Origin of the sequence: Natrarchaeobius chitinivorans (assembly GCF_003841505.1) — an archaeon.
Classification (GTDB): domain Archaea; phylum Halobacteriota; class Halobacteria; order Halobacteriales; family Natrialbaceae; genus Natrarchaeobius; species Natrarchaeobius chitinivorans.
In genome coordinates this window covers 22,652-35,003 of sequence record NZ_REGA01000027.1, presented here as the reverse complement: position 1 = coordinate 35,003, position 12,352 = coordinate 22,652, and the positions used below count along the sequence as shown (strand labels likewise).

The following is a 12,352-nucleotide window of genomic DNA, read 5'->3' as shown; positions in this document are numbered from 1 at the left end:
AGAGATCGAACAATCGAGGTGCTCACAGATCGCGGGATCTGTGAGCCCCTCGTCAGCCTTTAGCAGGATTCGTGCGCGGGTGATATCCTCTGCTCTATGTTCACCCGTCGAGATAATCGCCTCAAGTTCGCTTCGTTCCTTGTCAGAGAGGTTGACGATGTGCTTTTTCCGTCCCATCCCTATAGAGAGGTGCTCAGAAGAGATAAGCTAAGCAGTCGACGCTTGCAAGTGCACTCAGTGGCGTCCCAAGCCTGAACTGATGAGCGAAATCATGCGGTGTGGTCCGATTTCGCCCATCAGCCGATGGTTGGAACGATACTCAGCAGTCGGAGCATCACACTCACCGCCGCAGTGCACCCGTGTCGTATCCCTTTTATCCGGGCGAGAACTAGCTTCTTTCAGTGACGACGACCGAACGTGCCTCCGTCTCGAGCCTCGAGGATCCGTCCCCGGAGGCCGCCCGAGAGGCGATCGCAAAGGGGACCGAGCGCGAAGCGCTCGTCACCGTCTTCGGACGGTGTACCGTCGATTACGAGGGGCGGGCCTCGAGCCGACTCGCGGAGGGCGACCGCCACGTCATGCTCAAACCGGACGGCGCGACGCTCGTCCACACCGACGAGGGCCAACAGCCGGTCAACTGGCAGCCGCCCGGCTGTGATCACGACGTCCGGTGTGTCCGCGAGAAAGGAACCGACGCGCTCGTCCTCGAGAGCGTTCGGAAGACGCCGGAAGAACGGCTTCTCGTCCGCTTCCGCGACGTCCTGCAGGTGTCGTCGTTCGCCGGCTCCGACGAGAACGAACTCGCGCTTTCGGGAACGGAGGAGGATCTCCGACAGCGAATCCTCGAGGAGCCGACCCTGCTCGAGCCGGGGTTCCGGCCGCTCGCGACCGAACGCGACACCCCCGCGGGAGCCGTCGACATCTACGGCGAGGATACGGCGGGACGGGCCGTCGTCGTCGAACTCAAACGCCGTCGCGTGGGGCCGGACGCGGTGAGTCAACTGCGGCGATACGTCGACGCACTCGCTCGAGACCTCCACGCCGACGCCGCGGTTCGCGGCGTTCTCGTCGCTCCCTCGGTCACCGAGCGGGCCGAACGGCTGCTGGCCGAACACGGTCTCGAGTTCGTCTCGCTCGAGCCCGACCCCGAGTGACGCAACCGGACCCGACTTATTCCTCGAGGAGTCGCTTCAGCCGATCGAGTTCGGTCAGCGCCTCGACGGGGGTCAGGTGGGCGAGATCGAGCGCCCGCAGTTCGGCTGCGACGTCGGTCGGGTCGTCTCCGCCGTCAGTGGTCGCGCTCGAGGAACCGGCCGTCCCCCCGATGGCTGACGGTCTTCCCTGACTCTGATCCGTCGTAGCCCCGTCTTCCGAATCCGCGACCAGTTCCCGCGCCCGCTCGACGACGTCGCCCGGCACCCCTGCGGCCGTCGCCACCTCGACCCCGTAGGAACCGGTCGCCGCACCGGGGGCGATTTCGTGGTGGAACACGACCTCGTCGTCGTCTTGCCCGACCTCGAAGTGGAGTGTGAACGCGGCCTCGAGGTCGTCCGCGAGTTCGGTGAGCGCGTGGTGGTGGGTGGCAAAGAGCGTCGGCGCGCCGACCTCGTCGTGGAGGTGTTCCGTGATCGCTCGAGCGATCGCGAGTCCGTCGGCGGTCGACGTTCCGCGACCCACCTCGTCGAGCAGAACGAGCGAGCGTTCGTCCGCCTCCCGAAGGATCGTCGCGAGTTCGTCCATCTCGACCATGAACGTCGAGCGACCGCCCGCGATGTCGTCGCTCGCGCCGACTCGCGTGAAGATCCGGTCGACGGGGGTGATCCGTGCCGCCCGCGCGGGCACGAAGCTGCCGACCTGGGCGAGCAAAACGATCTGTGCCACCTGACGCATGTACGTCGACTTCCCCGACATGTTCGGACCCGTGATGATCGCCAGCCGCCGGTCGTCCTCGAGGCGTGCGTCGTTGGGGACGAACGACTCCTGAGTTCGTTCGACGACGGGGTGGCGACCGCCTTCGATATCGATCTCGAGTCCGCCGCGGGAATCGTCGTCGGAGACTTCGCCCGCTTCTCCACCGGCCGATTCGTCGACGATTTCCGGGCGACAGTAGTCGTACTGGGCCGCGGCGCTCGCGAGCGAGACGAACACGTCGAGGGTCGCGACCGCGTCCGCGAGCGCCTGTACCCGTTCGACTTCGTCGGCGACCGCGCGTCTGACCTCACAGAAGAGTTCGTACTCGAGTTCGTCCGCGCGCTCTTCGGCACCGACGATCTCGTCCTCACGTCGTTTGAGTTCCGGCGTGACGAACCGTTCCGCGTTTTTCAGCGTCTGGCGGCGCTCGTAGTCGTCGGGGACCGACTCGAGGTTCGGGTTCGTCACCTCGATGTAGTAGCCGTGGACCGAGTTGTAATCGACTTTCAGCGAGTCGATCCCGGTTCGCTCGCGCTCTCGTTCCTCCAGGTCGTCGACCCACCGCTTGCCGTCGCGGGCGGTCGCCCGAAGCTCGTCCAGATCCTCGTCGTAGCCGTCGGCGATAATGCCGCCCTCCGTGATCTCGATCGGCGGAGCCTCGACGATCGCGTCGTCGATCGACTCGCGGACGTCGACGAGCGGGTCGAGATCGTCGTGAACTCGCTCGAGGCGGTCGCAGTCGGTTTCGGCGAGCACGTCGCGGATCTCGGGGACGACCGCGAGCGTATCCCGTAACGATCGCAGGTCGCGGGCGTTCGCCCGCCCGCGGGAGATCCGACCGATCAGTCGCTCGAGGTCGTAGACGTCCCGGAGGTGGTCGTAGAGTCCGTCCCGAATCCGTACCGCTCCGATTAGCTCCTCGACGGCGTCGAGCCGGGACTCGATTCGCCCCGGTTCGAGCAGCGGCCGTCGGACCCAGTCTCTGAGCTTCCGGCCACCGAGCGCGCTCGCCGTCTCGTCTACCACCCCGACGAGCGTCGCGTCCTCGCGCCCGTGGACGGCCCGCGGCTCGAACAACTCGAGGCTTCGCAAAGCGACGGCGTCGAGCAACAGGTACTCGCGCGGGTCGTATCTGGTGAGCCGCGTGAGGTACTCGAGTCGGTTGCGCTCGTCGTGGTCGACCGTCGCGTTTGCGGGTGCGGTTTCGCCGCCTCCGTCGTCTTCGTCGACCCGGTCCCCGTCGGCGTCTGTCTGACCGGAAACGCTCCCGTCAACTCCGTCCGACCCGTGTTCGCCGCCCCGGACGTACTCCGCGTACGCGAGCAGGCCACCGCAGGCGCGGATCTCGACGTCGCTCGCGAGCAACGCGTCGGGCTGGCCGAAATACCGGGAGAGCAGATCGGCCGCGTGGTCGCGGTCGAACGCCTCGCGGTCGAACGGCGTGACCATGCAATCGTCCGGGAGGACGTCCCGCGGCGCGTCGGGGCCGAGGACCGCCTCCGCCGGATCGAACCGGCTGATCTCGTCGGCGATGGCGTCGGTCGAACGCGAACTGGTCGCGAGGAAGTCGCCGGTCGAGACGTCGAGCAGGGCGAGCGCGAGTTCGTCGTCTTCGCCGCTCGCGCCGGTTTCGCCGTCCCAACGGGAAACCGCGGCGACGAAGTTGTTGTCGTCGCTCGCGAGTAGTTCGTCCTCGGTGAGCGTCCCGGGGGTGATCACTCGAGTCACCGCCCGCTCGACGACGCCGGGTGACTCGCCGGGCTCTTCGACCTGATCGGCGACGGCGACCCGGTAGCCCGCCTCGAGTAGCGTCTCGATGTACGACTCGGCGTTGTCGATGGGGATGCCGGACATCGGGTACTCGCCGGTGCTGTCTTCGCGGCTCGTGAGCGTGATCTCGAGCAGCCGTGCAGTTCGCTCGGCGGCCCCACAGAAGGTTTCGTAGAAGTCGCCAACCTGAAAGAGAACGAGCGCGTCGTCGTAGCGCGCACAGAGGTCGTGGTACTGACGCATCATCGGCGTCAGTTCGTCTCGTTTCTCGGCCATCTCTTCGGGAGGGCCAAGCGCCGGATCCATATCCACATGCCGCCGCCCGACGGGGAAATAGCTTGCTGGATCGACCGGGATTGACGGGACGATGCCCGGACTCGGACGTTCTGGAGGGAAGATCTGCTGCAGAACATCCCGTTCGAACCAGTCAGATGCCGCCATTGGGCACTCGTCCCCCGCCACGTCCGTCGCCACTCGAGATTGTCGATACTCCGGACGAACGCGATAACCGCGAGAAGAAATCCTTTTGCACCCTCCACGCACACCATCGGGCATGAGCGACTGGCCACACGACCCTGACGGCGAGGAGGGAAGCGAGGGGATGCGCAAGTACGACATGGCGATCATCGCCAAGAAGGTCGACGAGGAGGAGGACTTCCCCCTCGAGCGAGACGAGTTCGTCGCCGAGTACGGGAACGATCCGATCCGGATCAACTACCAGACGGTCGTCGCGCTTGCCGACATCTTCGAGTACGTCGACGGGGAGGAGTTCGAAACGATAACGGACATGCACAAGGCCGTCGGCGCGGCGATGCGGGAGGGGAACTTCTGGGAGTACCACCCGACGGGATCGAATCCCGAGAAAAAACCCGCCTGATTCGCGGACGCCACGCACCCGAATTTCGACGCCGATTTTCGACGCGTCTCCCGCTCGAGTGCGACCCAGACACACGTCACGAATCTGGATTACGTACCACTTATACGGAATCGTTCGGAAGAGTGGGCTACCGTGACTAATACGCAGGTTTCGCTCGTTCAGATCGACAACTACGGGCCGTGGACGGTGACTCCGGAACCCCGGCGGGAAGCCGACCTTCAGACGATGCAGTCTCGGCTCTACGCCGACATCTCCCAGTTCGTCGGCAACCGCGGCGGCTACGTCTTTTTCACCCGTTTCGACAACATGATCGCCGTCACGAACGGCCTGACGCTCGAGGACCACGAGTTGCTCCAGGAGTCGGTCGGCAACCGATATCCCGTCACACTCAGTCTCGGCGTCGCGACCGGCACCTCGCCCGTTCAGGCGCTTTCCGACGCCACGACGCTCGTCCAGAACGCCGGCAGCGCACAGGACGACAGCAGACGGGAGTGTCTCGAGGGACGGACGGTCGACGAGCCACACCGCACCGACGACGACGTCCAGATCGCCCACTTCGACGTCATCGACGCGACGGGCCAGTACACCGACGAACTCAACGCATTCGACAGTTTCATCCACATCGAACAGGGCTATGCGGAACTCATGCGTCACATGCGCCACGCCCACGACAGCCTCTCGTTTTTCGTCGGCGGGGACAACGTCATCGTCGTCTGCCCGGATCTCGAGGCCGCCGACTACGAGGAGGCGATCCGTCACGTCGAGGACGCCGTCGACGTCGAACTCCAGGTCGGCGTCGGGCGCGGATCGAACGCACACGACGCCGGCTTCGACGCGAAACACGCGCTCGAAACCTGTCGGGCCGACGGAACGAGAGTCGAACTCGAGTGGTAACTGGACCGCGTCTCCGAATCGAAAAACTTCGTCGCGTGAGCGCTTAAGTGTGGCGGGAGTAGCTTTTAGCCCGCCCGTGGGTATTGTTCGCACATGGAATCGGAACTGTCGGTCAGGGACGTCCTGACGACCGAATACGTCGGAGTCAGCGAGTCAGACACCGTTATCGGTGCCGTTCAACTCATGCGTGAGGAGCGTACGAGTTGCGTACTCGTCGTCCGCGGCTCCGAACCGGTCGGAATCGTCACGGAGTGGGACGTACTCGGGATGGTCGCCGACGAAGCCGACCCCGTCGAGACGACCGTCGACGACGTGATGACGACGCCCGTCATCTCGGTCGGTCCAGACCGCTCGCTCGCCGACGCGGCGACGATGATGGCCCGCGAGAACATTCGCAACGTCGTCGTCGAGAACGAGGACGAGGTTCTGGGGCTGGTCACACAGCGAGACGTCATCGCCGCCGCGGGATCGTTCCAGGCGACGATGACCCCGCCGCGCTCGAGCGAGCCGTCGGTCGAGGATGAGCCCAGGGACGAAGAACCACTCGTCTCTGGGTTCGGCGGAACGAACGACGAGCGAGCGGTTCCAAACGGCGGCGACGAGTACACCACACAGGGAGTCTGTGAAGCCTGCGGCTCGCTGGCCGACTCGCTTTGGGACGCGAACGGCCAACTGGTCTGTGCGGATTGCCGAACCGTGTGACCGCCTCGATGGAAAACGCCTTTTTCGAACCGTCCCCGAGTCAGTACCGACGACCGTTCCACGGAGATTACGAATGAGCGCCGACCCGACAATCAAACCCGCGACGCCCGCCGAACTCGACGCCATCACGGAACTGTGGGTTCGCCTCGCCCGCGATCAGCGCTCGTCCGATTCTCACGTTCGCGCCGGGGAAAATCGCGCGACGATGCGCGAGACGCTCGCGGCCCACCAGGCCAGCGACGGTCTGCTCGTCGCCCGTCTCGACGGCGACCTCGCTGGCTTCGCCTCGTTTTCCGTCGAACGTGGCGTTCTGGAACTCGATTCGAAGCGGGGCGTACTTTCGAACCTGTACGTCTGCCCGGCCTACCGCGACCGCGGCGTCGGTTCGGCGCTCCTCGAGGCCGTCGAGGTCTCGCTCGCGAACCGCGGCGTCGACGTCGTGCTTCTCGAGGTGATGGCCGGAAACGTCGACGCGAGACGGTTCTATCGACGTTCGGGATACGAGGCGTTTCGAGTGACGATGGCACGGCCGCTCGGGAACCAGTCGGAAAACGACACACACTCAAAGGAGGACCGCTAACCCACAGACTGCGCCAGGGGAGCATGGGCGGTTCATGCACTCGACTTGTAATCGAGACTTCCGGGGTTCAAATCCCCGCCCTGGCTTATTTCCTGGATTCAATCACTCATTTCGAACCGCATGCACCTCTTGAAACGGTCCAGAGAGCATAAATTTACTAATGTTAGAAACCCCGACCCGACCAATTAATACACCAACGCACAGCATTGGTCTCTGATGTCCAGCGACACACTACAAGCTTGGGTTGAGGCCAGAGGATTTATATCTACCCGAATAAAGAATCCGGCCAATGCTACTCTCGGTCGATCACTCGCAGACGGATTCGACTCACCCGATTAGTTTCGACGTCATCGCTGCCATCGCAGACCGTGAAAACGTCGACCCGACCGACATCGAACCGCCCGAGTACGAAGCGCTCTACGAGGCGGTAAACCCCGAAGCTCTCGATTCGTTGTTTTCCCCTCGAGCCGACGGATCGACGCGCACGCGCGGACGCGTCGAATTCCCCTTCTGTGGCTATCGGGTCGTCGTCACCAGCGAAGGCGACGTCGAAGTCCACGATAAGCTCGATCAGAAGTAATCGGGCCGTCGTCCGTCGGTTCCGACAGGCTGTGGCGGTACGTTCCTCCACCGGCAGACCGCTCCAGCAGTCCGTACGGGTGACTCCCTCCTACTGTCGGACTATCCGACAGTATCAGCTCTCGATTCGACTGCGCCACTCCGATGGGAGCGGCTTCGACCCTCCGGTTTCGGTGTCGACGACGACCTGAACCGTCCGGCCTGTGGCCGCTCGGTTTCCGTCAGCGCGGATCTCGTATTCGAGCGGGAGACTCGACTCGCCGAGGTCCCTGGCCTCGAGCGCGACCGTCACCGTCTGGTCGGCCTCGATGGGGCGGACGTAGTCGATCTCGAGACTGGCGAGAACGGTATCGACGTCGACCAGCGAGACGTCGAGGACGTCCCTGAAGTACCGTTCTCGAGCCTGTTCCATGTACGTGGCGTACACCGCGTTGTTTACGTGGCCCATGAAGTCGATGTCGCGGAGCCGAACGTCGACGTCGACCTCGTAGGCGTACTCGTTCATGCTCGAGTGAACGTCGTCGAACACTGTATGGTTGCCGTTTGATCGGGGGACTGTCACGTCACTTCGAGCGTTGGTCGGTCGTTCGACCGGTGACGCTGGTGTTCACTCGGCCATCTCGTCGCCTTCGCTGCCGATCGTTACGGGCCGGTTCGTCTGTCACCGGTCGGCAGATGGCGTTGGCCCGTCACCGGTCGTTACAGGCCGCTTCGAAAACGCGGCGGTGCAACCGATCGGCGACGATTTCCATAAGCGGCTCCATGTTCTTCGTGTCCGCGCGGTTGTACTCGACGAGCGTCTCGAGTGCGGCGTCGTCGCCGCGTTCGTACTCGTGCCAGAGCCTGACGGCGTCGCGTCCGCTGATGTCGGGGAGATCGCGTTCGATTCCCAGATCGCGCTCGATCGCTTTGAGCCCTCCGTCGAGCCCGAGTTTCTTGCAGGGGTACATGAGGTCGACGTGTGGCACCGTCACGTCCACGTCGTAACACGTCTCGAGGAACGGGACGTCGAATCGCTGGCCGTTGAACGTCACGAGCAAGGACGACCGCTCGAGTTCGGACTCGAGACGGTCGCACGTGAGATCCCGCCCCTTGACGAACGTCTTCGTCTCGCCGCCCCGGTGGAGGCTGACCGTCGTCACGTCGTTTCGGGTCGCGTCGAGGCCGGTCGTTTCGATGTCCAGAAAGCAGGTGTCCTCACGAACGTTCTCGTAGAGTCGCCATCGACTGGCCGACGGTAACTGGTCGGCGAAGACGGAGACGTCCCCGCGCTCGAGATGTGTCCATCCCTCCTCGATGAACGCGTCGATTCGGTCGGCGAGCGTCTCGCCGACGACGCTGCCGTCGAACTCCTCCCAGTGGGTGATGCCGTGTTCCCAGAGTCGCCGCTCGGTAACCTCTCCGACGCCGCGAACGGGGATGAAACTGTTCTCGATTCGCACACCCGTTCAGGGGTGCGAAAGCGTAAAAAGCGCTTGGATCGACCGCGACGGGAGACCGGTCCATGATCCTTTCCAGGGCGAATATCAACGAGGATGGAAGTCGCGCCAGCGAGCGACGCCGGGAGCTACAATCGAATCCAGTCGGTTTCCGTATCCTGATCGCGGAGGTGCCACTGCTGTTCGTGCGTGTTTCCGCGGGTCCGGAGTTCGACGACGGCGTCGAACATCGGCTCCAGCAACACGACGGCGTCGTGGTCCCGGGAAACCGGCAGGTGGTAGTGGCCCATCCCTCGCGCCTGTTCGACTCGAGCGGTTACCACGTGAACGAGGCGAAATACGTCCTCGGTGTCGTACTCCTGTAACAACGGAACCAGCGAGTCGACACAGACGCGAAGTTCCGACGGCTCGAATCCACCGACGTCCTCCTCGAACTCGTCGATCGTGTCGATTATTTCGGTGCCGAGATAGCCAAGCGGCGTCCGGTCGCCGTCGCTCCCGCCGGTACCGGACGCCGGGTCCGTATACTCGATCGTTCTCACCTGCCCATCCCCGCGGTGATCCGTGCATCTCGCCGCGTCGTCGGTGACGAACAGTCGATACCGCGATTCGTGGGCAGACTGGCCACAGAGTCGCGGACAGACCGCTTCGTGTGCGCCGCTACCGCTTCCGACCAGCAACAGGTTGCTCCCCTTATGTTTGAGCGTCCGCAACTCGTGTGCGAACGTTGCACGTACAGCCCCCACATTCCCCAATTCGCTTTCCATTCATCCCAATACAGGGGAAAGAATTAGATAAATATTTTGGCTAGCGTATTTTTTAAAAATCGAGTACCATCTTAATACCAGAGGACGAGGACAAATAACCACCCCCCGTCATCGTCTCCCTTTTCATACGGGACCTCGTAAGAGTCGTATGGCCGACCGAGACGAGGAACTCGCCGAGGCGATCCGTGAACTGACGCGGACGATCGACGAGCTTTCGGACGAACTCGAGACGCCGCGGCGTCGACCGCCACTTCGACCGCCCACGCCGCGCGAACTCCTCTCGTTTACCGACGAGGTCGCAATTCCTGCGCTACTCGCCGTCCTCGAGTCGAGCGTCCGGGCGCTCGAGGCGTTCCAGCGCGGGCTCGAACTCGTGCGGACCGAACGCGAGGTGAGGGATCGAACGAGTGAGGCCGCGGCCGTCTCGAGCGACCGTGCGAACGAACTCCGTCGGACAACCATTTCCCGACTCGATACGGTGCTGGCGGAACTTCAGCGGGCAGCGTCCGAGGGAACGCTCCCGGCGGACGACCGGGCGCGAGACCTGCTCACCGACGCTCGAGCGCTTCGCGACGAGGTTGACGAACGGCTTCAGGCTGCGACCGACGACAGTGGTGACGGTAGAACGCAGACGGGGACGACCCCGGTCGAAATCGACATCGGAGACGGTGCTCCCCGATCCAACGACGAATCGGACACCGAAGACGGCGGGAGTCCGGAGGGAGAGTCCGCCGTCGACGTCGACGCCGAACTCGAGACGTTAAAAGACCAGTACGGGCCGGACGAGGAGCCGGACGCGAGCGAGCCAGCGGACGATCACGAACGCGTCGACGGGGACGGGTCCGGGAGTCCCGAGAGCGGTGATGATCCCGAACGCCTCGGCGTCGACGACGGCGGTGATGATGCCAGCGGTAGTGCACGCGACGGTACTGAGGATGGCGATCGTGAAAGCGGTGAAAAACACGACGACGGGACCGGAGACGAGAATTAAACCGGCTCGAATCGATAGCCGTCCCACTCCTGACTGTCGGGTTCTCTGATACCCGCACCCGGCTCGCGGAGCTCCTCGACGTGGACCGGCCGGACAGTATCGCCCGTCTCGAGGTCGTCGGTCGTCGCCTGACCGATCGCCCGAACCGTTTCGTCGCCGCTTCCCCCTTCCGAGTCGCTCTGTCTCCCGTCGACGTCGAATTCGACGATCACGAGCGTGTTCGGCTCGCGGACGCCGGGCGGGGTCGCCGTACTCGTCGTCCAGGTGACGACTTCGGCCGTGTACTCGCTCAGGTCGATCGTCTCGACGGGTTCTGTCCCACCGGGCCCGCGGGGATGGCCGGGATAGCTGATCGAGCCGTCTTCGTACCGATAGGCTTCCATCGTCATTGTCCTGCCTCCATGATCGTCGTGATGACGCAGTTTCCGAACCCACCGACGTTACAACAGAGGCCGACGTCCGCCTCGACCTGTCGGGGGCCGGCCTCGTCGACGAGCTGTTCGTAGATCTCGACGCCCTGTGCGACGCCGCTGGCTCCGAGCGGGTGTCCCTTCGACTTGAGCCCGCCGGACGTGTTGATCGGTAACTCGCCGTCTCTGTCGGTGTATCCCTCCTCGACGAGTTTCCAGGCTTTGCCTTGTTCCGCGAAGCCGAGTCCCTCCATCTGGAGGAACTCGAGGATGGTGAACATGTCGTGGAGTTCGGCGACGTCGATATCGTCGGGGCCGTACCCGCTCATCTCGTAGGCTCCCTCGCCGCTCTCGACGACGCCACCCATCACGGTCGGATCCTCGCGCTCGTGGACGACGTGGGTATCCGTCGCGCCGTCGATACCTGCGATGACGGCGTACTCGTCGGTGTACTCCCGTGCGACCGATTCCGGACAGAACAACAGCGCGGCCGAGCCGTCCGTGATCGGGCAGAAGTCGTACAGGCGCAGCGGATCGGCGACGATTGGGGACTCGAGTACCGTCTCGAGGTCGACTTCCTTCTGGAACTGGGCGTGTGGGTTGTCGACGCCGTTTTTGTGGTTCTTGACGGCGACTTTGGCGAGGCTCTCCCGCGGCGCGTCGAAGCGCTCGAGGTAGTGTCTGGCGGTCAACCCGGCAAAGGAGGGAAGCGTCACGCCGTGTTTGTACTCCGCCGGGTGGGTGAGCGATGCAATGACGTCGGTCGACTCGCCGGTCGTCCGGTGGGTCATCTTCTCGCCGCCGACGAGCATCGTCATCTCGCTCGCCCCGCTTGCGATCGACTGCCACGCGGCGTAGATGCCGGCACCGCCGCTGGAGCTCGTCTGGTCGATTCGCTGGGTGTACGCCGGCATCGCGTCGATGTCGTGTGCGAGTGCGTTCATCACGCCGGTCTGTCCTTCGAACTCGCCGCTGGCCATGTTCGAGACGTACAGGTGATCGAGGGCCGACGCCTCCACACCCGCGTCCTCGAGACACGCGAGGCCAGCCTCCGAGAGGAGGTCTACGATCCAGTCCTCGCGCTGGCCGAACTGGGTCATAGACCCCCCGATGATTGCAACACGTTCCATATCGTACGGCACTCGGCTCTGTGATTTATAAGTGCGGGAAGAGGATACGCGAGCAGACACTCGACGCCGGGTCGAGCGCACTCGAGCGGGCCTCTAGGAAGGACACCGAGATATAGTAGCCACTGGAAGTCACTGCACACCTGATCGCCAGACTGGTCGGCGATGGGTGTGTCAATCGGTGCAGTCGTACTACCAGCCCCAGCTTTGAGTAACTCGTTTTAACGACTCCATTACAGCGGGTATCCCGCCAGTAACGGAGTCGTTCGATCGACCGCTCGGAGCAGGACGGTCGACATCGCCAC

At 63.8% G+C, this 12,352-nt stretch carries 14 protein-coding genes and 1 tRNA gene; 8 read left to right on the top strand and 7 right to left on the bottom strand.

Annotated elements, in window-relative coordinates; all coding sequences use genetic code 11:
• Positions 1-177: helix-turn-helix domain-containing protein (locus EA473_RS23300; protein WP_133306930.1), on the bottom strand; the 177-nt coding region annotated here is incomplete at its 3' end.
• 224 nt (positions 178-401) lie between these two features.
• On the opposite strand from EA473_RS23300, the gene nucS reads away from it, so the two are divergent.
• Positions 402-1,154 carry an endonuclease NucS gene (nucS, locus tag EA473_RS20660; RefSeq protein ID WP_124197514.1) on the top strand — a complete coding sequence of 251 codons (753 nt, stop codon included), beginning with the start codon at positions 402-404 and terminating at the stop codon, positions 1,152-1,154.
• A gap of 16 nt (positions 1,155-1,170) precedes the next feature.
• Here the strand turns inward: nucS and mutS are convergent, their stop codons facing one another.
• Complete coding sequence (gene mutS / locus EA473_RS20655) at positions 1,171-3,987, bottom strand: DNA mismatch repair protein MutS (protein WP_124197513.1); 2,817 nt, start codon at positions 3,985-3,987, stop codon at positions 1,171-1,173.
• A 247-nt stretch (positions 3,988-4,234) separates the two neighbouring features.
• Here mutS and EA473_RS20650 point away from each other — a divergent pair, with 247 nt between their 5' ends.
• The 6 genes from EA473_RS20650 (at position 4,235) to EA473_RS20625 (ending at position 7,314) form a co-directional block, all read left to right on the top strand.
• Entirely contained in the window at positions 4,235-4,558 is a 324-nt protein-coding gene (locus EA473_RS20650; protein ID WP_124197512.1) for a DUF5785 family protein, read from the top strand.
• 132 nt (positions 4,559-4,690) lie between these two features.
• The gene (locus EA473_RS20645) at positions 4,691-5,452 is read left to right on the top strand and encodes a GTP cyclohydrolase III (RefSeq protein WP_124197511.1); all 762 of its coding nucleotides are present in this window, start codon (positions 4,691-4,693) and stop codon (positions 5,450-5,452) included.
• A gap of 93 nt (positions 5,453-5,545) precedes the next feature.
• Positions 5,546-6,154, top strand: coding sequence for a CBS domain-containing protein (locus tag EA473_RS20640; RefSeq protein ID WP_124197510.1), 609 nt, complete (start codon positions 5,546-5,548; stop codon positions 6,152-6,154).
• Between the two features lie 73 nt (positions 6,155-6,227).
• Positions 6,228-6,734, top strand: coding sequence for a GNAT family N-acetyltransferase (locus tag EA473_RS20635; RefSeq protein WP_124197509.1), 507 nt, complete (start codon positions 6,228-6,230; stop codon positions 6,732-6,734).
• A gap of 12 nt (positions 6,735-6,746) precedes the next feature.
• Positions 6,747-6,820 (top strand) — tRNA-Thr (locus EA473_RS20630).
• A 203-nt stretch (positions 6,821-7,023) separates the two neighbouring features.
• Positions 7,024-7,314: a HalOD1 output domain-containing protein gene (locus EA473_RS20625; protein ID WP_124197508.1), complete on the top strand. Its 291-nt coding sequence runs from the start codon at positions 7,024-7,026 to the stop codon at positions 7,312-7,314.
• A gap of 114 nt (positions 7,315-7,428) precedes the next feature.
• Here the strand turns inward: EA473_RS20625 and EA473_RS20620 are convergent, their stop codons facing one another.
• From EA473_RS20620 to EA473_RS20610, 3 genes are all read right to left on the bottom strand, one after another.
• On the bottom strand, positions 7,429-7,818 hold the full coding sequence (locus EA473_RS20620; RefSeq protein ID WP_124197515.1) for an acyl-CoA thioesterase: 390 nt from the start codon (positions 7,816-7,818) through the stop codon (positions 7,429-7,431).
• Between the two features lie 184 nt (positions 7,819-8,002).
• Complete coding sequence (locus EA473_RS20615; RefSeq protein ID WP_124197507.1) at positions 8,003-8,755, bottom strand: ribonuclease H-like domain-containing protein; 753 nt, start codon at positions 8,753-8,755, stop codon at positions 8,003-8,005.
• A gap of 125 nt (positions 8,756-8,880) precedes the next feature.
• Positions 8,881-9,519, bottom strand: coding sequence for a DUF7504 family protein (locus EA473_RS20610; protein ID WP_124197506.1), 639 nt, complete (start codon positions 9,517-9,519; stop codon positions 8,881-8,883).
• A 148-nt stretch (positions 9,520-9,667) separates the two neighbouring features.
• On the opposite strand from EA473_RS20610, the gene EA473_RS20605 reads away from it, so the two are divergent.
• Complete coding sequence (locus tag EA473_RS20605) at positions 9,668-10,510, top strand: DUF7547 family protein (RefSeq protein WP_124197505.1); 843 nt, start codon at positions 9,668-9,670, stop codon at positions 10,508-10,510.
• Here EA473_RS20605 and EA473_RS20600 read toward each other — a convergent pair.
• Entirely contained in the window at positions 10,507-10,899 is a 393-nt protein-coding gene (locus EA473_RS20600) for a nucleic acid-binding protein (protein WP_124197504.1), read from the bottom strand. The two genes, EA473_RS20605 and EA473_RS20600, sit on opposite strands and share 4 nt — an antisense overlap.
• Complete coding sequence (locus EA473_RS20595) at positions 10,896-12,050, bottom strand: thiolase family protein (RefSeq protein ID WP_124197503.1); 1,155 nt, start codon at positions 12,048-12,050, stop codon at positions 10,896-10,898. Before EA473_RS20595 ends, EA473_RS20600 begins: the two co-directional genes overlap by 4 nt.
• Positions 12,051-12,352: the final 302 nt, after the last annotated feature.